The organism is Actinomadura sp. NPDC048394, from assembly GCF_040651755.1.
Taxonomy (GTDB): domain Bacteria; phylum Actinomycetota; class Actinomycetes; order Streptosporangiales; family Streptosporangiaceae; genus Spirillospora; species Spirillospora montaniterrae.
Window position 1 is genome coordinate 36,793 of sequence record NZ_JBEZJL010000037.1, and the last position, 25,406, is coordinate 62,198.

General features: G+C 75.6%; 24 protein-coding genes. 13 read left to right on the forward strand and 11 right to left on the reverse strand.

Annotated features, from left to right (window positions below; all coding sequences use genetic code 11):
- Window positions 1-57: 57 nt before the first annotated feature.
- The 8 genes from AB0C78_RS26475 to AB0C78_RS26510 form a co-directional block, all read right to left on the reverse strand.
- On the reverse strand, window positions 58-864 hold the full coding sequence (locus AB0C78_RS26475) for an FHA domain-containing protein (protein ID WP_360752586.1): 807 nt from the start codon (window positions 862-864) through the stop codon (window positions 58-60).
- 86 nt (window positions 865-950) lie between these two features.
- Window positions 951-1,865, reverse strand: coding sequence for an ABC transporter substrate-binding protein (locus AB0C78_RS26480; RefSeq protein ID WP_360752589.1), 915 nt, complete (start codon window positions 1,863-1,865; stop codon window positions 951-953).
- Complete coding sequence (locus AB0C78_RS26485) at window positions 1,862-2,974, reverse strand: LLM class flavin-dependent oxidoreductase (protein WP_360752592.1); 1,113 nt, start codon at window positions 2,972-2,974, stop codon at window positions 1,862-1,864. Before AB0C78_RS26485 ends, AB0C78_RS26480 begins: the two co-directional genes overlap by 4 nt.
- Window positions 2,964-3,782, reverse strand: a complete 819-nt coding sequence (locus AB0C78_RS26490; RefSeq protein ID WP_360752594.1) for an LLM class flavin-dependent oxidoreductase — start codon at window positions 3,780-3,782, stop codon at window positions 2,964-2,966. Before AB0C78_RS26490 ends, AB0C78_RS26485 begins: the two co-directional genes overlap by 11 nt.
- Entirely contained in the window at window positions 3,779-4,540 is a 762-nt protein-coding gene (locus AB0C78_RS26495) for an ABC transporter ATP-binding protein (RefSeq protein WP_360752596.1), read from the reverse strand. The genes AB0C78_RS26490 and AB0C78_RS26495 overlap by 4 nt, the downstream gene beginning before the upstream one ends.
- Window positions 4,537-5,376, reverse strand: a complete 840-nt coding sequence (locus tag AB0C78_RS26500) for an ABC transporter permease (protein ID WP_360752599.1) — start codon at window positions 5,374-5,376, stop codon at window positions 4,537-4,539. Before AB0C78_RS26500 ends, AB0C78_RS26495 begins: the two co-directional genes overlap by 4 nt.
- A complete protein-coding gene (locus AB0C78_RS26505) occupies window positions 5,373-6,377 on the reverse strand; it encodes an NrtA/SsuA/CpmA family ABC transporter substrate-binding protein (protein ID WP_151542047.1) in 1,005 nt (334 codons plus the stop codon). The genes AB0C78_RS26500 and AB0C78_RS26505 overlap by 4 nt, the downstream gene beginning before the upstream one ends.
- Window positions 6,374-7,390, reverse strand: a complete 1,017-nt coding sequence (locus AB0C78_RS26510) for an ABC transporter substrate-binding protein (RefSeq protein WP_360752602.1) — start codon at window positions 7,388-7,390, stop codon at window positions 6,374-6,376. The genes AB0C78_RS26505 and AB0C78_RS26510 overlap by 4 nt, the downstream gene beginning before the upstream one ends.
- 59 nt (window positions 7,391-7,449) lie before the next feature.
- On the opposite strand from AB0C78_RS26510, the gene AB0C78_RS26515 reads away from it, so the two are divergent.
- From AB0C78_RS26515 to AB0C78_RS26575, 13 genes are all read left to right on the forward strand, one after another.
- Window positions 7,450-8,241 carry an IclR family transcriptional regulator gene (locus AB0C78_RS26515; RefSeq protein ID WP_360752604.1) on the forward strand — a complete coding sequence of 264 codons (792 nt, stop codon included), beginning with the start codon at window positions 7,450-7,452 and terminating at the stop codon, window positions 8,239-8,241.
- Between the two features lie 95 nt (window positions 8,242-8,336).
- Window positions 8,337-9,572, forward strand: a complete 1,236-nt coding sequence (locus tag AB0C78_RS26520; protein WP_360752607.1) for an acyl-CoA dehydrogenase family protein — start codon at window positions 8,337-8,339, stop codon at window positions 9,570-9,572.
- A 46-nt stretch (window positions 9,573-9,618) separates the two neighbouring features.
- Window positions 9,619-10,092, forward strand: a complete 474-nt coding sequence (locus tag AB0C78_RS26525) for a flavin reductase family protein (RefSeq protein ID WP_360752610.1) — start codon at window positions 9,619-9,621, stop codon at window positions 10,090-10,092.
- A gap of 129 nt (window positions 10,093-10,221) precedes the next feature.
- Entirely contained in the window at window positions 10,222-11,793 is a 1,572-nt protein-coding gene (locus AB0C78_RS26530; RefSeq protein ID WP_360752612.1) for an ABC transporter substrate-binding protein, read from the forward strand.
- A gap of 2 nt (window positions 11,794-11,795) precedes the next feature.
- Window positions 11,796-12,755 carry an ABC transporter permease gene (locus AB0C78_RS26535; RefSeq protein ID WP_360752615.1) on the forward strand — a complete coding sequence of 320 codons (960 nt, stop codon included), beginning with the start codon at window positions 11,796-11,798 and terminating at the stop codon, window positions 12,753-12,755.
- Window positions 12,752-13,660, forward strand: a complete 909-nt coding sequence (locus AB0C78_RS26540) for an ABC transporter permease (protein WP_360752617.1) — start codon at window positions 12,752-12,754, stop codon at window positions 13,658-13,660. The genes AB0C78_RS26535 and AB0C78_RS26540 overlap by 4 nt, the downstream gene beginning before the upstream one ends.
- Entirely contained in the window at window positions 13,657-15,327 is a 1,671-nt protein-coding gene (locus AB0C78_RS26545; RefSeq protein WP_360752620.1) for an ABC transporter ATP-binding protein, read from the forward strand. Before AB0C78_RS26540 ends, AB0C78_RS26545 begins: the two co-directional genes overlap by 4 nt.
- On the forward strand, window positions 15,324-16,169 hold the full coding sequence (locus tag AB0C78_RS26550) for a DUF1684 domain-containing protein (RefSeq protein WP_360752623.1): 846 nt from the start codon (window positions 15,324-15,326) through the stop codon (window positions 16,167-16,169). The genes AB0C78_RS26545 and AB0C78_RS26550 overlap by 4 nt, the downstream gene beginning before the upstream one ends.
- Complete coding sequence (locus tag AB0C78_RS26555; protein ID WP_360752626.1) at window positions 16,166-16,693, forward strand: NAD(P)H-dependent oxidoreductase; 528 nt, start codon at window positions 16,166-16,168, stop codon at window positions 16,691-16,693. Before AB0C78_RS26550 ends, AB0C78_RS26555 begins: the two co-directional genes overlap by 4 nt.
- Entirely contained in the window at window positions 16,693-18,054 is a 1,362-nt protein-coding gene (locus tag AB0C78_RS26560) for an NtaA/DmoA family FMN-dependent monooxygenase (RefSeq protein ID WP_360752627.1), read from the forward strand. The genes AB0C78_RS26555 and AB0C78_RS26560 overlap by 1 nt, the downstream gene beginning before the upstream one ends.
- Entirely contained in the window at window positions 18,051-19,247 is a 1,197-nt protein-coding gene (locus tag AB0C78_RS26565) for an LLM class flavin-dependent oxidoreductase (RefSeq protein WP_360752629.1), read from the forward strand. Before AB0C78_RS26560 ends, AB0C78_RS26565 begins: the two co-directional genes overlap by 4 nt.
- Window positions 19,244-20,344 (forward strand): LLM class flavin-dependent oxidoreductase, encoded by a 1,101-nt coding sequence (locus AB0C78_RS26570; protein ID WP_360752632.1) that lies wholly within the window; start codon window positions 19,244-19,246, stop codon window positions 20,342-20,344. Before AB0C78_RS26565 ends, AB0C78_RS26570 begins: the two co-directional genes overlap by 4 nt.
- Window positions 20,341-21,495 (forward strand): LLM class flavin-dependent oxidoreductase, encoded by a 1,155-nt coding sequence (locus tag AB0C78_RS26575; protein WP_360752635.1) that lies wholly within the window; start codon window positions 20,341-20,343, stop codon window positions 21,493-21,495. The genes AB0C78_RS26570 and AB0C78_RS26575 overlap by 4 nt, the downstream gene beginning before the upstream one ends.
- Window positions 21,496-21,532: 37 nt before the next feature.
- Here the strand turns inward: AB0C78_RS26575 and AB0C78_RS26580 are convergent, their stop codons facing one another.
- From AB0C78_RS26580 to AB0C78_RS26590, 3 genes are all read right to left on the reverse strand, one after another.
- Window positions 21,533-23,260, reverse strand: a complete 1,728-nt coding sequence (locus AB0C78_RS26580) for an ABC transporter ATP-binding protein (RefSeq protein WP_360752637.1) — start codon at window positions 23,258-23,260, stop codon at window positions 21,533-21,535.
- Entirely contained in the window at window positions 23,257-25,065 is a 1,809-nt protein-coding gene (locus tag AB0C78_RS26585) for an ABC transporter ATP-binding protein (RefSeq protein ID WP_360752639.1), read from the reverse strand. The genes AB0C78_RS26580 and AB0C78_RS26585 overlap by 4 nt, the downstream gene beginning before the upstream one ends.
- A gap of 179 nt (window positions 25,066-25,244) precedes the next feature.
- On the reverse strand, window positions 25,245-25,403 hold the full coding sequence (locus tag AB0C78_RS26590; protein ID WP_192809407.1) for a VenA family class IV lanthipeptide: 159 nt from the start codon (window positions 25,401-25,403) through the stop codon (window positions 25,245-25,247).
- Window positions 25,404-25,406: the final 3 nt, after the last annotated feature.

The following is a 25,406-nucleotide window of genomic DNA, read 5'->3' on the forward strand; positions in this document are numbered from 1 at the left end:
CGCGGTGCCCGCGGCGGTCTGGTCAGGTTGGGTGCGGGGGCTTTCCGGCGGGGGCGGTCATGCCAGGCCGTCCGGGCCGTCTAGGAGCGCGAGGTCGGCGGTCACGATCGTGGCGCTGACCAGCAGCTCGCTGATCAGGTTGTGGTTCAGCGTGTTGCCGAGCGGCGGCGGGACGTCCTCCTCCAGCAGCCCGTCGACCCGGGCGCTGAGCCGCCGGCGCACCTCGGTGACGATGCGCGCGGCCCGCTTGGCGTTCCACCGCTCGCCCGGCCGCAGCGCCCCCAGCTCGTCGGCGACCTGCGCCCAGGTGAGCGGCTGCGGCCACGGCTCCTGCCGCAGGTAGCGCTGGCCCAGGCACACCAGCACCAGCCGTTCGAGGTCGCTCAGCTCCCAGCCGCCCGGGTCATAGGTGTCGACGTCGTGCCGGCTCCCGGCGCCCCGCCCGGCCGCCCCCGCCGCGATCCGCACCTCGAGGAGGTGCTCCTGCTCCGGCGTGACGATGAACAGCGGCGTGTACGCGGCGGGCAGCTCGGCCCGGTGCCCGCCGAGCACCAGCCGCGACCCGGGGAACCGGATCGCGAGCTTCCCGACGTTGTACAGCACCCACCGGGAGTGCTCGCGGGTGATGTAGCCGTGCCGCCGGCTGACGTGCGGGTCGTTCGCGCCGACGCAGACGTGGACGTCCGGCTCGCAGCGGCCGAACACGACGTCGAAGCCCGCGTCCGGGGCGACGCGCATCCCGCCGTTCGTCCCCATGACGAACAGCGTCCCGGTCTGCGCCGGGGGATGTCCCGACGTGAGGCTCCCGATCCCCTTCGGGAGGACGTCGACCTTGCCGAGGGAGCTCCGCGTCCGCACCGCCATGTCATCCATCCTCTCTCGCTTGGCGGCCAACGTAACGGCGGACGGCCGGGAGGGGTCCCGGAACGGGCCGGGAGCCTCGGGCGGCGTCAGGACGCGGGCGCGGCGACCAGCTCGTTGATCTCGGGCAGGACCGCGTCCGCGACGGTGACCGGGCGCGGGATCAGGCCGTTGGCGTGGAAGAGGTCGGCGGCGTGCTGCTGCTCGGCGACGAAGCCCTCGTCCACCGGGTTCAGGCCCCAGGGGCGGGTGCGCAGCGCGTGCTCCCAGGCGTCGAGGTCGCCGCCGTCGTCGTCGGCGAACAGCTTCGCGGCCTCGCGCGGGTTCGCCTCGATCCAGGCGTCCGACTCCTTCAGCGCGGCGACGATCGCGGCCAGGTCGTCGCGCCGCTCGGTCGCGAACGCCCGGCTGGTGAACCACAGCGAGCGGTGGCTGAACAGGCCCGGCGTCTCGATGACGGTCCGGACGGGACGCTGCTTCTCGACGTCGGTGAGGTAGGGGTAGGAGCCGACCCACGCGTCGACGTCGCCGTTCAGGAACAGCTCGGCGGCGTTGCCGTAGGCGTCCACCGGCTCGATGTCGCTCCAGGTCAAGCCCGCTTTCTCCAGCGCGAGCAGGAGCAGCGTCGTCTGCCAGGAGCCGTGGCCGAGCGCGACGCGCCGCCCCTTGAGGTCGGCGGGCCCGGCGATCGGCGAGTCGTCCGGGACGACGATCCGGCCGTTCTCGACGCGCGGCCCGGAGATCGCGACGTAGACGACGTCGTGCCCCTTGGCCTGCGCGGTGACGGGCGGGGTGGAGCCGGTGCCGATGAAGTCGTAGCCGCCGTCGAACAGGTGGTCGCCGTGCCCGGACGGCAGGCCCTCGGTGGGCGCGGGGCGGTCGCCGGCGGGCAGCGACCGCAGGTCCACCCACTCCACGTCCGGGACGGACCGTTCCAGGACGCCGCGGTGCCGCAGCACCCACAGCGAGTTGTTCTGCGGGAAGTAGCCGACGCGCAGGCTCATGCGATCTTTCCTTTCAGCAGGGGGAGGACGTGGCGGCCCACGCGCTGGGCCTCTTCGAGGTGCGGGACGCCCGCGAGGATGAAGGCGTCCACGCCGAGGTCGATGAGTTCGTCGAGCCGGGCGGCGACCTGGTGGTAGTCGCCGACGAGCCCGAACAGCGGGCCCGGCCGGAGCCGGTTGAAGCCGCCCCACACGTTGGGCTGCACTTCGAGGTCGCGGAAGTCGTCGCCGGCGCCGGCGGTGAACGCCCGGCCCCGCTGCCAGCCGACCGATTCGGACGCGTCCGGGGTGCGCTGCGCGTCGCCGAGCCGCGCCCAGCCCGCGCGGACCTCCTCCCACGCTTCCTCCTCCGTCTCGCGGGCGAGGACGTCGACGCGGACGGCGAACTTCGGCGGCGTGTCGCTGTGCTCGCGGACCAGGGCGAACTTCGCGGCGAGCGCGTCGAACGGCTCCAGCCAGGACAGGTAGTAGTCGGCGTGCCGGCCCGCGGCGGCGATCGCGGCGGGCGACGAGCCGGAGAAGAAGATCTCGGGGAACGGCTGCCCGCGCAGCTCCGGCGGGAGCGCCGCGCCCTCGACCCGGTAGAAGCGGCCCTCGTGGTCGAACGGGCCGTCCCACACGCCCTTCAGCACGTCGAGGAACTCCGACGTGCGGGCGTACCGGTCGTCGTGCGCGACCTTGTCGCCCCACCAGAGCTGCTGCGGCCCGCCGCCGCCGGAGATGATGTTGTAGACGACGCGCCCGCCCGTCGCGGCCTGCAGCGACGCCGACATCCGCGCCGCCTGCACCGGGTGCAGGAACCCGGGCTGGAACGCGATCATGAACCGGTAGGCGGTGGTCTCCCCGGCGAGCGCGGCGGCCGCCGCCCACGGGTCGTCGGTCTCGGGGAACGACGGCATCAGCCCGCCGACGAACCCGGACCGCTCCGTCGCCCGCGCCACCTCGCCCATGTAGTCGACCGGGCCGTACCCGTCCGGCGCGCCGCCGCGCAGGCCGGGGCCGAGGGCGCCCGGCAGGTACGGGCCGAATCCGCCGCGGGTGATGTCGCCGAGCCGCAGCGCGGGTGCGTCGCCCTCCATCGCGATGCGCCAGTAGATGTCAACCGACACCTTCGGTCTCCTTCCGCAGCAGGGGCAGGACGCGCTGCGCCAGCCGGTAGGCGGTGCCGGGCGTCGCCGCCGGCTCCACGAAGAACTCGGAGATCCCCGCCTCGGCGCGGCGCCGGATCTCCTCGGCGAGGGCCGTCTCGTCCTGGACGTCGGCGCGCAGCCGCAGCGCCGCGTCGACGCCGTCCGGGACGAGGCCGGGGTCGTCGTCGGGGCCGATGAGGTGCGCGTCGGCGTGCTTGGCGGACAGCGCGAGGGCCTCCGGGGACGTCCCCGACAGGTACACGCGCGGGAACGGGCGCGGTACGCGGGAACCGGGGAAGCCGCCATCGAGCACCTGGAAGTGCTCGCCCTCGAAGGTGTACGGGCGCTCGCCCCACACGCCCTTCGCGATCGTGAGGAACTCGTCGGCGCGGGCGTAGCGGGCCGGGCCGTCAAGGAAGTCGCCGTGTGCGCGCGCGACCTTCGGATCGAGGTCGACGGCGAGCCGCCACGCGAGCCGCCCGCCGGTGTAGCGCTGCAGCGACGCCGACAGCTTCGCCGCGTAGACGGGAGTCGCGATCGCCGGATGGAACTCGGCCGCCACCTGGACGTGCCGCGTGTCGCGCAGCACCGCCGCCGCGAGGACCAGCGGGTCGTGGCCGCCGGGATCGAACGGGACGAGCACGCCGTCCAGCCCGCCCAGCTCGGCGGCGCGGCCCACCGCGCGGTGCTCCGGCTCGACGGCGCGCGGGCGCACGTCGGTGACGAAATCCGGGAGCACCGCCCGTCCGGGCGCGCGGGTCGGCGCCACGACATGCAAGCGGGTCAACGTATCGCTCCTTCCGAGGGCCGTCCGGCCTTCTCCTGTTCGTTGCCCGGCTCGGGCGCCGGGAGGCGGACGCCGAGGTCGGCCAGCAGCCGGCGGCGCAGCGCGGTGAACTCGGGGTCGGCGGCGTCGCGGGGACGCCGCGCAGCGACCCGCTCGTCGGTGACGAGCCGCCCGTCCTTCAGCACCGCGACGCGGTCGGCCAGCCGGATCGCCTCGTCCACGTCGTGGGTGACCAGCAGCACCGCCGGGCGGTGCGTGCGGACCAGGTCCCCGACGAGGTCCTGCATCCGCAGCCGGGTCAGCGCGTCGAGCGCGGCGAACGGCTCGTCCAGCAGCAGCAGTTCCGGTTCGCGGACCAGCGCGCGCGCCAGCGCGACGCGCTGCGCCTCACCGCCGGACAGGGTGTGCGGCCACGCCCGGGAATGGTCGGCCAGGCCGACCTCCGCGAGCGCGCGCCGCCCCCGCTCCTGCACGGCGGCGCCGCGCGGCAGCCCGACGACGACGTTGCCGAGGACGCGCTTGGACGGCACCAGCCGCGGCTCCTGGAACACGATCGTCCGGGCCTCGGGGACCAGGACGGTGCCGCCGTCCGGCCGGTCGAGGGCGCCGAGGATCCGCAGCAGGGTCGTCTTGCCGGTGCCGCTCGCGCCGAGGAGCGCGACGAACTCGCCGCGTTCGATGTCGAGGTCGACGCCGTCCAGGACGGCGCGGGATCCGAAGACCCGGCGCAGCCCTCGCAGATGCACCGCGGTGCTCATCGCGCCGCCCCCTTCGCCCGCCACGGCATCAGCAGCCGCTCGGCGCCGCGCGCGAGCAGGTCGGCGGCCAGCCCGAGCAGCCCGTACACCAGCACGCAGACCGAGAGGATGTCGGTGCGTGAGAAGCTCTGCGCCTGCGTCATCAGGTAGCCGATCCCGGACGTCGAGTTGATCTCCTCGGCGGCGATCAGCGCGATCACGCTGAGCGTCATCGACAGCCGGAACCCGGCGAGCAGCGACGGCAGCGCGCCGGGCAGCACGACCTCGCGGACGAGCCGCCACCCGCCGAGGCCGAAGGTGCGCATCGCCTCCAGCAGCCGGCGGTCCACGTTCCGGACGCCGCCCGCGGTCGAGACGTACATCGGGAACGTGGTGGCGACGGCGATCAGCACGACCCGCGCCGACTCGCCGATCCCGAACCACACCATGAACAGCGGGACGAGCGACAGGAACGGCAGCGCGCGCAGCAGCTGCAGCGGCGAGTCGAGCAGCTCCTCGCCGAGGCGGGAGAAGCCGGTGACGACGCCGAGCAGCAGCCCGGTGGCCAGCCCGAACGCCAGGCCGAGGACGGCGCGGGTCAGCGAGACCCGCAGCGCGTCGGTGAGCTGCCCGTCCGCCCACAGCTCGCGGGCGGCGTCCGCGACGGTCGCGGGCGAGGCGAGCACGTCGGGGCTGAGGACGCCGGTCGCGGACGCCAGCCACCAGCCGCCGAGCAGCGCGAGCGGGCCGAGGGTGCGCAGCGCGACGCTCACGCCGCGGCGGCGCGGCCGCGGGATGCGCGGGCGCGGGACGACGAGGTCCGGGTAGGGACGCGTCTCGGCCGGGGCGGCGGTCACGTCCCGCTCCCGGGCAGCGCCACCACGTACGGCTTGACGTCGACCGCCGTCGGTGTGATCTTCTGGTCGGCGAAGAACCGCGCGACGCTCGCGAACCCGTCGAGGTCGGCCGCGCCGATCGGCTGGGCGGTCGCGCCCTGCGCGAGGTTCTGCACGGTGAGCCGCTCGGCATCGCCGCTGACGGCCTGCGGGCCCGCCTTGGTGAACACGTTGACGTAGGCGCCGGGGTTCTTGATCTGGTCCTGCCCCCGGTCGTGGAGGTACTGGTAGAACGCCTTGACGACCTCGGGGTGCGCGTCGGCGAGCTTCGTCCGGACGGCCCACACCGAGTAGTTCTGCGACCCGATCTGCCCGCCGTTCACCAGGAAGTGCGCGCCGGTCGAGGCCATCTCGGGCAGCGAGTACGTCGCCCACACCGCCCACGCGTCGACCTTCCCGGAGTTGAACACCGGGGCGGTCTGCGCGGGGTTGAGGTAGACGCGCTTCACCTGGTCGGGCTTGATCCCGGACGCGGCGAGCGCCTTGAGCAGCAGGTACTCGGCGGTGCCGCCCTTGTTCACCGCGACCGACTTGCCGACGAGGTCGCGGGGCGTCCGGATCGGGGAGTCCTTGCGCACGAGGATCCCCTCGCCGATCTTGTCGGGGGCGATCTGCGCGAACAGCTTGAAGCCGGGCTTCTGGGCGAGCGCGGCGATCGCGGAGGTGATCGAGCCCTGCGCGAAGTCGAGCTCGCCGGCGTTCAGCTCCTGCGCGGCGGGCGCGAACGGCCCGGCGCTGCCGGTCCACTTGACCTTGGCGTGCACCGCCGACAGCGCCTTGTCGAGGCTGCCGTCCTTCTTCCCGGCGGCGAGCACCCCGGAGTTGCCCGGGTCGGGGACGCGGATGGTGACCGTCCCGCCGCCGGACGCGCCGGCGTCGTCCGATCCGCCGCAGCCCGCGGCGGCGAGCAGGACCGCGAGGGCGCCGGCGGCCAGGGCCGGGAGGGCGGGGAAGCGCTTCATGGATGCTCCTGTGCGACGAAGGCGAGCCGCGGGACGAGGTCGCGCGCGGCGGCGAGGGGTGCGGGATCGGCCCAGGCGGACACGTCCACCGGGGCGTCGTGGAAGCCGTGCCGGCGCAGGAACTCCTCCTGGCCGGCCAGCAGGGCGAGGCGGTCGTCGTCGAGCGCGGCGTGCAGCTCACGGTGGAAGCCGTCGCCGTAGGCGCGGGCGACGCCCTCCGCCCCGGACCCGGTCTCGTCCGCGAGGATGCGGGCGAGGTCGGCCGGGTGGTCGCGGGCCCAGTCGGCGGCGCCGAGCAGCACGGCGAGGAACCGGACGACGAGGTCCGGGTGGTCGTCGAGGAGCCGCTGGTCGACGGTGATGGGACGGGGCGTCCCGTTGTTGACCCGCCACCGGCGGTCCGGCAGGGCGTCGAGGTCGATCGCGACCTCCGCGCCGTAGCGGGCGGCGGTCTCCACGGCGACCGAGCCCTTGGTGTAGACGGCGTCGACGCGGCCGTCGCGCAGCGCGGCGAGCTCGGCCTCCCACTGCCCGGGGAGGGCGTCGCCGTCGAGGTCGACGAGGTCGGCGTCGGCGAGGGTGAGGCCGGCCTGGCGCAGCGCGCCGTCGAAGCCGCGCAGCGCCATCGCCCGCCAGAAGTCGATCTCGATGGCGCGGTGCGGGACGGCGAGCCGGCGGCCCTTCAGGTCGTGCGGGCCGTGCAGGCCCGCGCCGGGCCGGGCCAGCACGACCTGCCGCTCCTCGAACCAGGTGAGGCCGACGAGCCGGGTCGGCGCGCCGGTGGACCTGGCCCACAGTGCGGGGACGTTGCCGCCCTCGCGGACGAGCGTGGGAAGGCGGTGGCGGAAGTGCTCGCCGCGGTCGGGCCCGGCGCCCGCGTCCTGGAGGGAGCGCACGGCGATGCCGTCGGCGGCGAACTCCGCCGCGAGCCAGCCCTGGTCTGCGGCGATGCCGGTGGCGGTGGGGACGGGACAGCGGGTGAACCAGAGGTCCGCGGGAGGGGTGTCGGCCATGCCGGGAGTATTGCCAACAATCCCTACCAACTCAATGTAGATCCCATAAGGTGGGAAACATGGCACACACTCCCCCCGGCGGGCAGGCCGTGCGGCGCGCGCTGGACGTCCTGCTCTGCTTCCGCGACGGCGCCGCGCCGCTGACCGCGTCCGGCATCGCCCGCCGCCTCGGCCTCAGCACCTCGACCGCGCACCGGCTCGCGCAGACCCTGGCGGGCGCGGAGTTCCTCGCCCGCGACGCGTCCGCCCGCTACCGCCTCGGCCCGGCGGTCACCGAGCTGGGCCTGCTGTCGTTCCACCGGCAGGGCCTGCACCGGGTCGCGCCGGAGCTGGAGCACCTGGCCCGGGTCACCGGGACGACGGCCGATCTCGCGATCCGCAGCGGCGACCACGCGGTGCTGCTCGCCGGCGGCACCGTGCGGCGCACCGAGGACGGCGTCGGCCTGCGCCGCCCGCTGCACTCCACCGCGCTCGGCAAGGTGCTGCTGGCCTGGCCGCGGCCGGGCGCCGACGACCTGTCCGGGCTCGCGCCGCTGCGCCCGCTCACCGGCCGCACCATCGCGGACGTGGACGAGCTGCGCGCGGAGGTGGAGCGGGTCCGCGCCGCGGGGCACGCGATGAACGACGGCGAGTCGGCCGAGGGGGTGCGGACGCTCGCCGTCCCGCTGCTGGACCGGTCCGGCCACGCGCCGTACGCGCTCGCGCTGCGCTCGACGCCCGAGGTCATCACGGACGCGCGCGTCCCGTGGTTCCTGGCGCAGGCGCAGTCGTGCGCGCGGGCGATGGAGGTGCTCCTGCTGCCGCCGGAGGACCGCCGGGGCTGGCCGGGCCAGGGCGCCGCCCGTCCGTAAACATGTATTTCCTACTGTTTTAGTTGATTTCTCGCCCGATGGGTGCTTACACTCCCCGCGTCCGCCGGGACGCTCCCGGCCCTTGGGAGACCACCGTGACCACCACCTGCGACCAGCCCGCGCAGCAGGCCTCGCCGCGCGACCACGCGGGCTGGCTCGCGCTGGCCCGGACCACCGCGTCCGGCCCCGGCGTGGACGACCCGGACGGCCGCCACGCCGGGCGCCCGCAGGCGCGCGGCGCGGAGGCCCTCCGGCGGGCCGGGCTGCCCGCGCTGCTGATCCCCGCCCCGCACGGCGGTGGCGCCACCTGGTGCACCGCCTACCAGGTCGTCCGCGAGGTCGCCGCCGTCAACGGCGACATCGGGCTGTTCCTCGGGCACCACTACCTGCTGTCCTGGACGCCCGCCCTCTACGGCACGAGTGAGAACCGCGAGCGCGTCTGGGCGAGTGCCGCCGCCGGCTCTCGGCTCTGGGGCGGTGCTCCCGACCCGCGCGACACGTCCGCCCTGACGCTGACGCCGCGCGCGCACGGCGGCTTCGCCCTCGACGGCACGACGGCGATCACCGCCGGCGCCCTCCTCGCCGACCAGCTCGCCCTCGGCGCGACCCGCGCCGACACCGGCGAGCCGCTGATGGTCCTGGTCGATCCGGACGGTCCCGGCGTCGCGCGCGCCGAGGGCGGGACCGCCGCCGCGCAGAACGGAACGGTCCTTTTCTCCGCCGCCGCCGTGAGCGAGGACGACGTCATCGGACGGCCCGGCCCGGCCGCCCTGTCGCTGATGGCCTCCGCCATCCAGCTGATGGTCGCGCAGGTCTCCATCGGCATCGCCGAAGGAGCCCTCGACGCCGCCCGCGCGCACGCCGTCGGCCGGACCCGGCCCTGGCCGCTCGGGCAGGCGCGGCGCACCGGCGACGCCTATCTAGCCGGCGCCTACGGCGGCCTGCTCGCGCAGGTGCGCGCGGCGCGCGCGCTCGCGGACCTGGCCGTCGACGACCTCGCCCCGGCTCTGCACAGCGCCGGCGCCCCCGGCATCGGCGCCCCCGGCATCGGCGCCCCCGGCGGCGCGGCATCGCCCGAGCGGCGGTACTGCGAGCCGGCGGTCCTGGCCGCGACCGCGAAGATCGCCGCCGTCCAGGCATCGCTGGCGGTCGCCTCGCGCGTGTTCGAGCTCGCCGGCGCCGGCTCTCCCCGCGCGCGCCCGGGCCTGGCCCGGTTCTGGCGCTACGCCCGGACGCTCCGCGACCCGGTCGCGTACCGGCAGGCCGAGGTCGGCCGGGAGTTCCTGACCGGCGAGTTCCCTCCCGAAAGGAAGGCCCCACCGTGGCCCTGACGTCCCCCTGCCCCTCACCCGGACCCCGCGCGGGGCGGGCGCCGCGATGACGGCGCTCGACCTGAACCTCCGCCGCGTCTACGGCGCCTACCCGACCGGCGTCGCGGTCGTCGCGGGCCTGGCGGGCGGGCGGCCCGCCGGCATCGCCGCCAGCTCGTTCGTCCCCGTGTCCCTCGACCCGCCCCTGGTGTCGGTGTGCGTCGCGCACACGTCCACGACCTGGCCGCTGCTGCGCGAGCTGCCCCGCATCGGGATCAGCGTGCTCGGCGCGCACCAGGAGGACGTCGGGCGGCGGCTCGGCGCCCGCACCGGCGACCGGTTCGCCGGGGTCGCGTGGCGGTCCACCCCGGGCGGCGGCGTGCTCGTCGAGGGCGCGGCCGCCTGGTACGAGTGCACGATCGAGCAGCGGTTCCGCTCCGGCGACCACGACATCGTCGTGTTCCGCGTGCACGACCTGGACGCCGCCCCGGACGTGCCGCCGCTGGTGTTCCATGCCAGCGCGTTCCGCCGGCTCGGCTGACTATTTCCTACTTTGTTGGTCGGTATTGACGGATACATGATCGCCCGCTTACGTTGGCCCCGATCAGCAGACCCCCGGATGGGAGAGATCCACGTGAGAGCGACGCCGAGCCCGTGGAGGAGCGCCGCCGTGCTGGCGGCCGGACTGACGGCGCTGACCGCGTGCGGCTCGGGCGGCGGCGGGTCCGGCGCCGGCGCCGGGACGCCCCGGACCGGCGGCACCCTGACCTTCGCCGTCGGATCGGACGCGGGCTGCACCGACCCGCAGCAGGTCGGCAGCAACGACACCATCTACTCGGTCCGCCAGCTCGTCGACTCGCTCACCGACCAGGACCCGTCCACCGGCAAGATCGTGCCCTGGCTCGCGCAGAGCTGGACGATCAGCCGCGACGCCCGCACGTTCACCTTCCACCTGCGGCCCGGCGTCACCTTCAGCGACGGCTCCGCGCTGACCTCCGAGGTCGTCAAGGCCAACTTCGACGCCGTCCCGAAGCTCGGCCCGCTCGGGCTGCTCGCCGAGGGCTACCTGAGCGGCTACCAGGGCACCGATGTCGTCGACGACCTCACCTTCAAGGTCCGCTTCAAGCAGCCGAACGCGCAGTTCCTCCAGGCCACCGCCACGCACTCGCTCGGCATCGAGGCGGCGGCCAGCGTCCGCAAGACGCCGCAGCAGCGGTGCGCCGAGGGCATCGTCGGATCCGGGCCGTTCACGCTGCAGAAGTACGTGCCGAGCCAGTCGATCACGCTCGCCGCCCGCAAGGGCTACGCGTGGGGCTCGTCGCTGTGGAAGAAGCAGGGCGCCGCCTACCTCGACCGCGTCGTGTTCAAGATCCTCCCCGAGTCGGGCGTGCGGACCGGCGGGCTCCAGTCCGGGCAGGTCGACGCCATCGGCAGCGTCGGGCGGGCCGACGAGTCGGCGCTCAAGTCGTCCGGCGTGCAGCTGCTGGCACGTGCCAATCCCGGCGTCGTCTTCGGCCTCAGCCCGAACAACACCCGCTCGCCGCTGACCGACGAGAAGGTCCGGCAGGCCATCGCGCTCGGCGTCGACCGGCAGCAGATCGCGCAGACCGTCTTCCCCACCGGCACGCAGCCCGCCACCAGCGTCCTCGCCCACACCACGCCCGGCTACGTCAACGTCGGAGCCGCGCTCTCCCACGACCCCGCGCGGGCCAAGTCCCTGCTCCAGTCCGACGGCTGGACGCCCGGAAGCGACGGCGTCCTGCAGAAGGGCGGCAAGAAGCTCAGCATCACCGCCACGTGGGCGCCCGTCGCCGCCACCAACAAGCCCGCGCTGGAACTGCTCCAGCAGCAGCTCAAGACGATCGGCGTGCAGCTCGCGCTCAAGGAGCAGCCGGTCGCCCAGCTCGCCCAGCTCCAGACGTCCGGCAACTTCGACCTGCTGTTCGGCAACGTCACCCGCGCCGACCCGGACATCCTGCGCAGCTCGTTCTCGTCCAAGCTCGCCAACCCTTACAAGCTGCCGGCCACCGGCCTCGACGGCCTCCTCGACGGCCAGGCCGCCGAACCCGACCAGGCCAAGCGCCTCGACCTCGTCGCGCAGGCGCAGCGGCAGATCGTCGAGCACGCCTACACGATCCCGGTCGTCGAGCTGCAGACGGAGCTGGGCGTCGCGAAGAAGGTCCACGGCGTGCTGTTCGACGCGTCCAGCCGCATCCAGCTCCACGACGCCTGGATCGGCTAGGGATGCGACGCTACGCGGCCTTGCGCCTCGCCCAGGCGGCCGGAGTGCTGTGGGCGGCCTACACCGTGTCGTTCCTGGTCCTCGACCTGCTGCCCGGCGACCCCGTCTCGGCGATGGCCGGGGCGGGCGCCGACCAGGCGGGCGTCGACCCCGCGCAGATCGCCCGGCTCAGGAGCGAGTACGGCTTCGACGACCCGGTCCCGGTGCAGTACGTCCACTACCTCGGCCGGGCGCTGCGCGGCGACTTCGGCGACTCGGTGTCCAGCGGCCGGCCGGTGACGTCCGTCATCGGCGACGCGCTGCCGTCCACCCTCCAGCTCGTCGCCGCCGGCCTGGCGCTCGCGGTGCTGTTCGGCGGCGGGCTCGCGCTGGCGGCGACGTACACCGCGCGGCGCTGGCTGCGGCAGCTGCTGCTCTCGCTGCCGCCGCTCGGGGTGTCCGTCCCGACGTTCTGGGCCGGGCTGATGCTCGTCGAGATCTTCTCGTTCCGGGCGCGGCTGCTCCCGGCGTTCGGGAACGGCGGGCTGCGCGGGCTGATCCTGCCCGCCGTCACCCTCGCGATCCCGACCGGCGCCATCGTGGCGCAGGTACTGGCCAAGAGCCTGCTCGGCGCGCTCGACGAACCGTACATCCAGACCGCCCGGGCCAAGGGCGCCGGACGCCCCCGGATCCACCTGCGGCACGCGCTGCGCAACGCGTCGCTGCCCGCGCTGACGGTCGTCGGCGTCCTCGTCGGGCAGCTCATGGCCAACTCCGTCGTGATCGAGACGGTGTTCTCCCGCAACGGCCTCGGCCGGGTCACCGCCGGCGCGGTCGCCGCCCAGGACATCCCGCTCGTGCAGGGCGTCGTGGTGTTCGGGGCGCTGGTCTTCGTCCTGGCCAACCTCATCGTCGACCTCGTCTACCCGCTGCTGGACCCGCGGATCGCCGCCGCGGGCGGCCGGCGCTGGAGGCCCGCATGAGCAGCACCCTCGACGCCCTCGGCGTCCTCGACGCCGCGCCGGAGCCCGGCGCGCCCGAGCGGGCGGTGCGCCGCCGCGCCGGCACCGCCCGCACCGTCCGGTTCTTCTTGCGCCAGCCGGGGCTCGTCCTGTCCGTGCTCGTGATCGCGGCGGTGGTGCTGGCGTCGTTCTGGCCCGGCCTGTTCACCTCGCGGGACCCGCTGACCGGGGTGCCGGCGCAGGCGTTCCGGGCGCCCGGCGCGGCGCACTGGTTCGGCACCGACGAGCTCGGCCGCGACGTCTACGCGCGGGTCGTGCACGGCGCGGCGCTGTCGCTGAAGGCCACGCTGATCGCCGTCGCGGTGTCGTTCGCCGCCGGCGGGCTGCTCGGCCTGCTCGCCGGGTTCGCGGGCCGCTGGATCGACGACGTGCTGATGCGGTTCGTCGACGTGCTGCTGTCGATCCCCGCGCTGTTCCTGTCGCTCGCGCTGGTCACCGCCCTCGGCTACGGGACGGTGAAGGTCGCGGTCGCCGTCGGCGTCGCCAGCGTCGCGACGTTCGCGCGGGTGATGCGGTCGGAGGTGCTGCGGGTCCGGCAGGCCGTGTTCGTGGAGGCGGCCCGGTCCTGCGGGACGCGCTGGTACGCGGTGCTCGGACGGCACGTCCTGCCGAACGCGATCGGGCCGGTGCTGGTGCTCGCGACGCTGGACTTCGGCACGGCCGTGCTCGCGGTGTCGTCGCTGAGCTTCCTCGGCTACGGCGCGGCGCCGCCCGCACCGGAGTGGGGGACGCTGATCTCCGACGGCCGCAACTACCTCGCGAACGCCTGGTGGATGACCGCGCTGCCGGGCCTGACGATCGCCGCGACCGTGCTCGCCACGAACCGGATCGCGCGGGCCCTCGACGGCGAGTGGGGGCGGCGGTGACCGAGTCGCAGGAGACCCCGCTGCTGGAGGTGGCGGGCCTGTCCGTCTCGTACCTGACCAGGACGGAGCGGGTGCACGCCGTGCGCGGCGCGGACCTCGACGTCCGGCCGGGGGAGATCGTCGCGCTGGTGGGGGAGTCGGGCTCGGGCAAGAGTACCACCGCGCACGCCGTGCTGCGGCTGCTCGCCCCGAACGCCTCCCTCGACGCCGGGACCGTCCGGTTCGCGGGACGCGACCTCGCGGCGCTGTCCGAGCGGGAGCTGCGCACCGTCCGCGGCGCCCGGATCGGGCTCGTCCCGCAGGACCCGGGCGTCGCGCTGAACCCGGTGAAGCGGATCGGCGAGCAGGTCGCGGAGGTGCTGCGGCTGCACGGGCTCGCCACCCGCCGGACGGCGCCGGCCGCGGCGGTCGAGGCGCTGGAGCGCGCCGGGATGCCGGAGCCGGCGGTGCGGGCGCGGCAGTACCCGCACGAGCTGTCCGGCGGCATGCGGCAGCGCGCGCTGATCGCCGTCGCGATCGCCGCCGGGCCGCAGCTGATCGTCGCGGACGAGCCGACGAGCGCCCTCGACGTCACCGTGCAGCGCCGCATCCTCGACCACCTCCAGCACCTCACCGAGGAGCTCGGCACCGCCGTGCTGCTCGTCACCCACGACCTCGGCGTCGCGGCGGACCGGGCCGCGCGGATCGCCGTCATGTCGCAGGGCCGCGTCGTCGAGTCGGGCCCGGCGCGGCGGATCATCGAGGACCCGCAGGACGCCTACACGCGGCGGCTGCTGGACAGCGCGCCGAGCCTCACCGCCGTCCGCGCGCGCCCCCGGCCCACCGCCCCGCCGGAGCCCGACGAGCCCGACGCCGATGTGCTGGTCACCGCCGAGCACCTCGTCAAGGACTTCCCGCTGCCGCGCGGCCGGACGGTCCGCGCCGTCGACGACGTCGGCCTCACCCTGCACCGGGGCCGGACGCTCGCGCTGGTCGGCGAGTCGGGCTCGGGCAAGTCGACGACCGCCCGGATGATCCTGCGGCTCGTCCCGCCGACGTCCGGCCGGATCGTGTTCGACGGCGAGGACGTCACCGCCGCGGGCGGGGCGGCGCTGCGGCGGCTGCGGCGCCGCGCCCAGCTCGTCTACCAGAACCCGTACGCCTCGCTCGACCCCCGGTTCTCGATCGGCGAGGTGATCACCGAGCCGCTGCGCGCGTTCCGCGTCGGCGACCGGGCGTCCCGCGCCGCCCGCGCCCGCGAGCTGCTCGACCGCGTCGCGCTCCCCGCCGCGACGCTGGAGCGCCGCCCCGCCGAGCTGTCGGGCGGGCAGCGGCAGCGCGTCGCGATCGCCCGCGCGCTGGCCCTCGAACCCGACCTCGTCGTGTGCGACGAGCCCGTCTCGGCGCTGGACGTGTCCGTCCAGGCGCAGGTCCTGGACCTGCTCGCCGAGCTGCAGGACGGCACGGGCCTCGCCTACCTGTTCATCTCGCACGACCTCGCGGTCGTCCGGCAGATCGCGCACCGGGTCGCGGTCATGAAGGCCGGACGGGTCGTCGAGACCGGCGCGACCGGCGCCCTCTTCGGCGACCCGGCCCACGAGTACACCCGCGAACTGCTCGCCGCCATCCCCGGCGGGGACGCGCGCAACGGCGCCGCAGGCGCACGGCTGTTGGAGGAGCGGACATGACCGTACAGACCACCACGACCACCGGCACGGCGGACGCGTTCGCCGAGGAGTGGCGGGCCTGGCACGCCGCGCAGGAGGCGCGGCTCGCCGACCCGCACGGCTTCCTCGCGATCACCGGCCTGCACTTCCTCGACGAGGAGCCGCGCCGCCTCCCCGACGCGCCGGGTGTCTGGACGACCGGGCCCGAGGGCGTGACCGTCGTCCTCGGCGACGGCGAGGAGCTGACCGTGGACGGCGAGACCGTGCGCGGGGAGCACCGGTTCGGCGTGCTGCCCGAGCGCGGCGGCGTCACCGCGCTCTGGGGCGACGTGGCGATCGAGGTGGCCAAGCGCGGCGGGAACGACATCGTCCGGCCCCGCCACCCGGACCATCCGCTGCGCACCGCGTTCCGCGGCACGCCCGCCTTCCCGCCCGACCCGCGCTGGGCGGTGACCGGCCGCTACGTCGCGTTCGACGCGCCGCGCCCGACCACCGTCGGCGCCGCCGTCGAGGGGCTCCAGCACGTCTACGACGCGCCCGGCCGGATCGAGTTCGAGCTGGACGGCCGGCCGCTCGCGCTCACCGCGTTCAACGGCAGGGCGCCCGGCGAGCTGCTCGTCCTGTTCACCGACGCGACGTCCGGCGTCACCACCTACGCCGCGAACCGGGCGCTGTTCGTCGCGCCGCCCGCCGCGGACGGGACGGTGGCGCTCGACTTCAACCGGGCCCACAACCTGCCGTGCGCGTACACCGAGTTCGCGACGTGCCCGCTGCCGCCCGCCGAGAACCGGCTGCCGGTCGCCGTGGAGGCGGGCGAGAAGATCCCCTACGAGCGCGCCGCGGGGCAGGGGGACCGGTCGTGAGCGTCGCCGTCCTGGTGGGGAACCCGCGTCCGAAGTCCCGGACGCTGCAGATCGCTGTCCAGGCCGCCGAAGCGGTCGCCGGACGGATCGGGCACGCCGGGGAGCCGGACCCCGTCGACCTGTCGGCGCTCGCTCCCGCGCTGCTCGACGCGTCGCCCGCGCCCGAGGTGCAGGACGCGCTCGACCGGGTCGCCGGAGCGGACGTCCTGGTCGTCGCGAGCCCGACCTACAAGGCCACCTACACCGGCCTGCTGAAGGTGTTCCTCGACCGCCTTCCCGGCGGCGCGCTGGCGTCGACGGTCGCGCTTCCGCTGCTGGTGATGGGCGACCCGAAGCACTCGCTGGCCGTCGAGGTGCACCTGCGGCCGCTGCTGGTGGAACTGGGCGCGACCGTCCCGACCCCTGGGCTGGCGTTCCTGGAGTCGCAGGTGCCGGACGCCGCCGAGGTGCTCGGCACCTGGGCGGACGCCGTCGCCCCGCAGGTGTCCGCCGCCCTCGCGAGCCTCACGGCGGGAGCCCGCTGATGCCCGTCAAGCAGATCCACCTCGCGGCCCACTTCCCGGGCGTCAACAACACCACCGTCTGGACGGACCCCCGGTCGGCCAGCCAGATCGACTTCGGCTCGTTCGTCCACCTCGCCGAGACCGCCGAGCGCGGCAAGTTCGACTTCTTCTTCCTCGCCGAGGGCCTGCGGCTGCGGGAGATGAAGGGCCGCATCCACGACCTCGACGTGGCGGGACGGCCCGAGTCGCTGACCGTCCTGTCGGCGCTGTCGGCCGTCACCACCCGCCTCGGCCTCGCCGCGACCGTCAACTCCACCTTCAACGAGCCCTACGAGGTGGCGCGCCGCCTCGCCACCGTCGACCACCTCAGCGGGGGCCGCGCCGCCTGGAACGTCGTGACGAGCTGGGACGCGTTCACCGGCGAGAACTTCCGGCGCGGCGGCTACCTCGCGGAGGCCGACCGCTACACCCGCGCCACCGAGTTCCTGCACACCGCCCGCGAGCTGTGGGACTCGTGGGCGGACGGCGACCTGGTCGCCGACCCGGAGGAGGGCGAGTTCGTCCGTCCCGGCGCGGGCGCGTTCGCGCACCACGGCCCGCAGTTCGACATCGCCGGCCGGTTCAACGTGCCGCGCCCGCCGCAGGGCCACCCCGTCATCATCCAGGCGGGCGACTCGTACGAGGGACGCGAGTTCGCCGCCGCCGACGCCGACGTCATCTTCAGCCGGCACGGCACGCTGGAGGACGGCCGGGCCTTCTACAAGGACGTCAAGAGCCGCCTCGCCCGCTATGGGCGGCACCCCGACGACCTGAAGATCATGCCGGCGGTCACCTACGTGCTCGGCGACACCGAGGAGGACGCCGCCGAGCGCGCCGCCGAGATCCGCCGCGCGCAGGTCTCGCCGCAGAACGCCATCGCGTTCCTGGAGGGCTACTGGGGGCGGGACCTGTCCGGCTACGACCCCGACGGCCCGCTCCCCGACATCGAACCCGACCTCGACGAGGGCGTCTCGAAGGGCCGCGCGCAGTTCCGCGGCGACCGCGGCGAGACCGTCCGCCGCTGGCGGGCCCTCGCCGCCGAGCGCGGCCTCAGCATCCGCGAGGTGGTCATCGAGGCCACCGGGCGGCAGACGTTCGTCGGCACGGCCCGCTCGGTCGCCGACCGGATCGACGAGTTCGTGCAGACCGACGCCGCCGACGGCTTCGTGTTCGTCCCGCACGTGACCCCGGGCGGGCTCGACGACCTGGTCGAGCACGTCGTCCCGCTGCTGCAGGAGAAGGGCGTGTTCCGCGCCGACTACACCGGGCCCACGCTGCGCGACCACCTCGGCCTGCGCGTCCCGCGCGTCCACTCCACCCGATCGGAAAGGGAGGCGTCATGACCGGCCTGCACCTGTCCGCCGCGCTCACCGACGCCGGCTGGCACCCGGCCGCCTGGCGCGACCCGGCCGCCCGCCCCGGCGCGCTGTTCACCGCCCGCTACTGGACGGGCCTCGCCGCCGAGGCCGAGCGCGGGCTGCTCGACTTCCTCACCATCGAGGACGCGCTCGGCCTCCAGTCGTCCGACCCGACCGCGCCCGACGACCGCACCGACCAGGTCCGGGGCCGCCTCGACGCGGTGCTGGTGGCCGCGCGGCTGGCGCCCGCCACGTCGCGGATCGGGCTCGTCCCGACGACGATCACCACGCACACCGAGCCGTTCCACGTGTCCATCGGCATCGCGTCCCTGGACTACGCGAGCCGGGGGCGCGCGGGCTGGCGGCCGCAGGTCGCGGGCGCGCGGCTCTCCGACGCCGCCCACTTCGGCCGCCGCACCTTCCCCGAGTTCGACCAGCCCTGGTTCGCGACCCCGGACGGCAAGGCGTTCAGCGCCGAGCTGTTCGGGGAGGCCGCCGACTTCGTCGAGGTCGTGCGGCGGCTCTGGGACAGCTGGGAGGACGACGCCGAGATCCGCGACGCCGCCACCGGCCGCTTCCTGGACCGTGACAAGCTGCACTACATCGACTTCGAGGGCGCCCACTTCAGCGTCCGCGGCCCCTCGATCACCCCGCGCCCGCCGCAGGGCCAGCCGCTCGTCACCGCCCTCGCGCACGACGTCGGCCCCTACGAGTTCGCCGCACGGAGCGCCGACGTCGTCTACATCACGCCGCATTCGCGGCCCGATGCCGTCACGATCATCGCGCAGGTCCGCGAGGCGGAGCGGACCGTCGGCCGGGCCGGCGAACCCCTCAAGATCTTCGCCGACCTCGTCGTGTTCCTCGACGACGCGCCCGGCGCCGCCTTCGCCCGCAAGGCCCGCCTGGACGAGCTGGACGGCGCCGCCCTCGCCTCCGACGCCGAGATCTTCGCGGGCACCCCCGGCGAGCTCGCCGACCTGCTGCTCGACTGGCGCGACGCGGGCCTCGACGGGTTCCGGCTGCGCCCCGGCGTCCTGCCGTCCGACCTGGAGGGGATCGCGCGGGGGCTCGTCCCGGTCCTGCAAGGGCGCGGCGCGTTCCGCACCGCGTACGAGACGACGACGCTGCGCGGCCACCTCGGCCTGTCCCGTCCCGCCAACCGGTACGCGACCGCATGAAGTTCCTCGCGATCACCCTCATCGTGCACGCGCCCGACCCCCGCACGGGCGCCCTGAAGCCCGTCACCGAACGGCTCCGCGACGTCGTCGAGCACGCCGTCCTCGCCGAACGGCTCGGCTTCGACGGCTTCGGCGTCGGCGAACGGCACGAGCGGCCGTTCCTGTCGTCGTCGCCGCCCGTCGTGCTCAGCCACATCGCCGCCCGCACGTCCACGATCCGGCTGTTCACCGCCGTCACCACGCTCAGCCTCCTCGACCCCGTCCGCGCCTACGAGGACTACGCCACCCTCGACCACCTGTCCGGCGGCCGCCTCGAACTGATCATCGGCAAGGGCAACGGCACCGCGCAGGCCGCGCTGTTCGACGTCACCGCCGAGGACCAGTGGGACCGCAACCGCGAAGGCTACGAGCTGTTCCGCCGGCTGTGGCGCGAGGACACCGTCACCTGGTGGGGCAGGCACCGCCCGCCGCTGGACAAGGCCGAGGTGCTGCCGCGCCCGCTCCAGCGCCCCGTCCGCGTCTGGCACGGCAGCGCCACCAGCAAGGAGTCGGTCGAACTCGCCGCCCGCTACGGCGACCCGCTGTTCTCCGCCAACGTCACCAACCCCGTCGAGCCGTACGCCGAACTCGTCGCCTACTACCGGGAGCGGTGGGCGCACCACGGCCACGACCCCGCGGACGCCCTCGTCGGAGCGGGCAGCGCCGGCCTGTACGTCGCGCCCCGGTCCCAGGACGCCATCGAGGTGTACCGGCCGGTGTTCGAGGCGCGGCAGGCGCTGTTCCGCCGCAACGGCGTCACGCCCGTCTTCGACTCGATCGAGGACGCCGTCGCGCGCGGCTCCGCGCTCATCGGCAGCCCCCAGCAGGTCATCGACAAGGTCCACCGCTACCACGACCGGCTCGGGCACGAGGTCATGCACGTCCAGGCCGACCCCGACGGGCTCCCCGAGGAGCTGCACCGCGCGTCCCTGGAGCTGTTCCAGAGCGACGTCGCGCCGGTGCTGCGCAGGGAGATCCCGAGCCGGCCGTTCCCGCCCGTCCCGGCCCCGCCCGCCGCGACCCCGCCCGTCCCGACCGCCGCTGGGAGGCGCCCGTGATCCCGCTGTCCGTCCTCGACCTCGCGCCCGTCCCCGCCGGCGGCACCGCCCGCGACGCGCTCCGCAACACCCTCGACCTGGCGCGCCGCGCCGAGGCCGCCGGCTACCGCCGCTACTGGCTCGCCGAGCACCACCTCGCGCCCGGCGTCGCCAGCGCCGCGCCGCAGATCCTCATCGAGGCGGTCGCGGCGGTCACGTCGCAGATCCGCGTCGGCTCCGGCGCCGTGCAGACCGGCCACTGGACGCCGCTGTCCATCGTCGAGCAGTTCGGCACGATCGACGCGCTGCACCCCGGCCGGATCGACCTCGGGCTCGGCCGCTCGGGGCAGCGCCGCGCCGAGGCCGCCGCCCGTCCCGCGCCGCCGGCCGCGCCCGCCCGCGAAGCCGAGATCGTCGACGGCCTGCTCATCCCCGCGCCGTTCGACTTCACGCGGCTCGCCGGGTCCGCCGCGTTCGGGCTGCACGGCGCGCTGCTCCAGCAGCCGGGCGCCGAGTCGCCCGACTTCGCCGCCGTCGTCGACGACATCGCCGCGCTCCTCGCCGGCACCTACGCCAGGGACGGCCAGGAGGCGCACGCCAACCCCGGCGAGGGCGCCGCGCTCGACCTGTGGATCCTCGGCAGCAGCGGCGGCCAGAGCGCCCGCGTCGCGGGCGAGCGCGGGCTGCCGTTCGCGGCGAACTACCACGTCAGCCCGTCCAACGTGCTGGAGGCCGTCGAGGCGTACCGGGCCGCGTTCCGGCCGTCGGACGTGCTCGCCGAGCCGTACGTCATCGTCTCCGCCGACGTGGTGGTCGCACCGTCCGACGAGCAGGCCCGGGAGCTGGCGTCGCCGTACGCGCTGTGGGTGCACAGCATCCGGTCCCGGCTCGCCGCGATCCCGTTCCCCACCCCGGCGCAGGCCGCCGCGCACGACTGGCGTCCCGAGGACCTCGACCTGGTCGCCGACCGCGTCGACACCCAGTTCGCGGGCGCGCCCGGCACCGTCGTGGACGGCCTCCAGACCCTCCAGCGCGTCACCGGCGCCGACGAGCTGCTCATCACGACGATCACTCACGACCACGCCGACCGCGTCCGCTCCTACGAGCTGCTCGCCGCCGCCTGGCACCGCGCGACGACGCGGGTGACCGTCCCGCAGCAGGCACGGCGCTGACGACCGCCGGCATCCGGGCCGCCGCAGGTGGTGACGGTCAGGTCTGCCAGTGGCCGACCAGCTCGGCGTAGAGGGGGCTGGCGGCGAGCAGGGTGCCGTGCGTGCCGAGCTGCGGGGACGCGCCGTCCAGCAGCAGGACGCGCTGGGCCCGCTGGGCGGAGCTGATGCGGTGGGCGATGACGATGAGCGTGCCGCCGCGCGCCGCCAGCGCCCGTTCCGCGCGCGCTTCGGCGGCCGGGTGCAGGTGGCAGGTCGCCTCGTCGAGGATCGTCACGGGCGCGGCGGCGAGATACGCGCGGACGAGCGTGACGAGCTGGCGCTCCCCCTGCGACAGCGTGCCGCCGCCGGGCGGGACGGCCGCGTCGTAACCGCCGAGCCGGTCCACGGTCCCGGCCAGCCCGATCGCGTCCACGGCCTTGTCGAGGTCGGCGGTCGTGGCGTCCGGGCGCAGGTAGGCGAGGTTCTCCCGGAGCGTTCCGGCGAACACGTAGCTCTCCTGCGGGACGAGCGCGACGGCCCGCCGGAGCCGCGCCCCGTCCAGGTCGGGCAGCGGCACCTTGCCGAGCGTGACGCGCCCCCGCCGCGGCCGGACGAGGCCGGACAGGACGTCGGCGAGCGTCGACTTGCCCGTCCCGCTCGGCCCGACCACGGCCAGGTGGGTGCCCTCGGGGATGTGCAGGGACAGGTCGTCGAGGACCGGCGCGGCCTCGGCCGAGTACGCGAACGTCACGTGCTCGGCCTCCAGGTCGTAGGACGTGGCGGTGGCGGGCGCCGCGAGCCGGGGCGCGCGGGCCGGCTCCGCGCAGACCTCGGCGAGCCTGCCGAGGACCACGGCCAGGCTGAGCAGCAGCGTCCCGCCGGCGTCGACCAGCAGCACCATCGCCGGCTGGAGCCCGGTGACCAGGTAGCTCACCCCGCCCGCCACCTGCCCGGTGGTGAGCCGGTGCTGCTCGACGAGCCGCGGCGACAGCGCCAGCAGCGCGAGCAGCGGCAGGTGCACCCCCAGCGCGAGCACCGGCAGGCGGACGAGCCGCGACCGGGCGAAGGACCGCAGCGCCCCGGCCTGCGCGTCGATCGCCTCGCCCGCGGTCCGGGCCGCGCGCGGCTCGGCCGCGCACGCCACCACGTCCCGGACGCCCTGGACGATCTCGGTCGCGGTCTCGCCGATGCGCTCGCCGTACCGGACGACCGCCCGGTACCGGCGGACCTGGACGCCGAGCAGCGCGCCGAACAGCGCCAGCGCGAGCGCCACCGACAGGGCGGCGGCGAGGGCGGGCAGCGGGGCGAGCAGCGTCAGCCCGAGCAGCGCGGCGATCCCCGCCGCGAGCAGCTGCCGGACGTTGCGCAGCGCCGTCCCGAGCAGCGCCCGGACGGCCTCCGCCTGCTCGGTGACCTGCGAGATCCCGGCGCCTGCGCCGCCGGACGCGGGGCCGGCCGCCCGGTCGATCGTGCGGCGCAGCGCGCCGCCGACGACGGCCGCGACGAGGGAGTCGCGGAGCGGCTCGACGGTGGCGGCGAGCGACGGGTAGATCCGCCGGGTGCCGAGCGCGCCGAGCGCCTGGAGCGCGGCGAGCGCGGCCAGCCAGCCGAGCCCGGCGAGGGGCCGCCGGGCGAGGAAGCCGTCGTCGACGGCGCGGGCGAGCAGCAGGCCGGACGCGAACGACGGTAGGCTCTCGACCGCCGACCACAGGGCCAGCCGCCGCAGCGCGGGCCCCCGCCCGCGCAGGTGGCGGCGCAGCAGCAGGGCGGCGGGCGGGGCGGTCACGCGGCCGGTCCCGGCGCGGCGGCGTACGGCACCGCCGCGTCCGGCGGCTCGGCGGCGAACACGGCGCGGTACCGGGGGTCGGTCCACAGCTCGGCGTGCGGCGCGAGCGCGCGGATCCGGCCCGCGTCGAGCCAGGCGACGAGGTCCGCGCGGGCCGCCGTCGCGGGACGGCGCGCCACCACCAGGCTGGTGCGTCCCGCGAGGACCTCCCGCAGCGCCCGCGTCACCCGCATCTCCGTCGCGGTGTCGAGGCTGCTGGTGGCGTCGTCGAGGACGAGGAGCCGCGCGTCCGCCAGCGCCGCGCGGGCCAGCCCGAGCCGCTGCAGCTCGCCGCCCGACATCGGCGCCTCCGCCAGCGGGGTGTCGTACCCGGCGGGCAGCGCCCGGACGAACCCGTCGGCCGCCGCGGTCCGGGCGGCGCGGCGCACCTCGGCGCGGGTGGCGCCCGGCCGCGCGTAGGCGATCATGTCGTGCACGGTCGCGCCGAGCGGCGCGGGGCGCTCGAAGGCGTACGCGACGGCGCGCCGCAGCTCCGGGAGCGCGACGTCCGCGACGTCGACGCCGTCGAGCTCGACGCGGCCCTCGTCGGGGTCGGCGAGCCGCGCGACCGTCGCGACCAGCACGCTCTTACCGGACCCGGACGTCCCGACGACCGCGACGGCGGTCCGCGGCGGCACCGCGAGGTCGAGGCGGTCGAGCACCGTCCGGCCGCCGACCCGGACGGTGACGCCGCGGAGCCGCAGCGCGCCGGGACCGTCCGGCAGCGGGACGGGCCGCGCCGGCGGCCGGACGGCCGGCTCGGCGCCGAGGACCTCCGCGACGCGTCCGGCGCCGACCTCGCAGTTCAGCAGCGCGACGAAGGTGTCGAACAGCGCCGCCGCGCCGGCCGCCAGGGACGTGTAGGACGCGGCGGCGACGAGCCCGCCCGCCGTGACGTCGCCGGTCGCGAGGCGGATCCCGGCGACGCCGACCACCGCGACCTGGAGCAGCGGCGCGAGCAGCGAGAGCCGCCAGCCGACCTGCCCCTGCGCGTCCCAGGTCAGGCGGCCGGCCGCGCCGAGCTGCGGCAGCGGCAGCAGGATCCGCCGGACCTCGCGGCCCGCGGTGCCGGAGGCCCGGATGGTGCGGGCGCCCTGCCGGGCGTCGAGCAGCCGCGTGCCGATCTCCGCCTGGTGGCGCTGGTAGTCGGCGAACGGCTCGCCGGCCTTGACGACGAACGACCGCAGCGCCAGCACGGCCGGCGGGACGCCGAGCGCGAAGACCAGCGCGAGCGTCCAGTCGATGAGGCTGAGGGCGACGACGGCGCCGGCGGTGGTCACCAGCGTCGCGGCGCCGGACAGCAGCAGGGCGGGGAACGCGGCGGGGCCGCCCGCGCTCTCGGTGAGCCGCGCCAGCACGTCCCCGGCGGGGAAGCGGCGCCGCCCGGGCACGCCGAGTTCCAGGACCCGCCCGATGAGGCGGTGCCGGAGCCACGCGGTGATGCGGCTGCCGCAGTAGGTGCCGGCGAGTTCCTCGGCGGCGTCCGCGACGGCGGCGGTGACCAGGACGAGGGCGAGCCCGGCGATGGCGGCGCCGAGGCCCCGGCCGGAGCGGACCGCGTCGATCGCCCGGCCGAGCATGACCGGGGTCGCGAGCGTCGCCGCGACGCGGACGACCGTGACGGCCGCCAGCAGGCCGAGGAGCGTCCGGAAGCGGCGCGCCGCCGCGCGCAGCAGCCGCCTCCCGTCCCGGCGCAGCGCGGCGGGCGCGGCGGGCGCTCCCGCGAGCGGCGGGGACCCGCCGGCGGCGGGCTCTGGCTCGGGCACGCTCGTCGGCTCCGTTCGCGTTCGGCGGGCATGGGGTCGCGGTGGGCTCGGGTTTCGGCGGGTGTCGGGTTACAGTGGCAAGTGGGTCCGGTCACGGACCGGCCTTCCGGCCGGCCCGTGACCGGTGTCTGCGGACGGGGGTCACCTCATGCGCCCTGGCCCGCGGAGGGTGCCGGACATCACGCGCAGGAGATGCCGACGCACACGGAGTTCAGCAGGGTCAGCAGGCCGACGCACGCGCACGTGCCGCTGAGCTGAACGCCCTCGATCTCGATGGGGTCGGTCTCGGGCAGTTCCTGCAGCTCCGCCACGAGGTCGCCCTCGAAGATGCTCTCCATTCG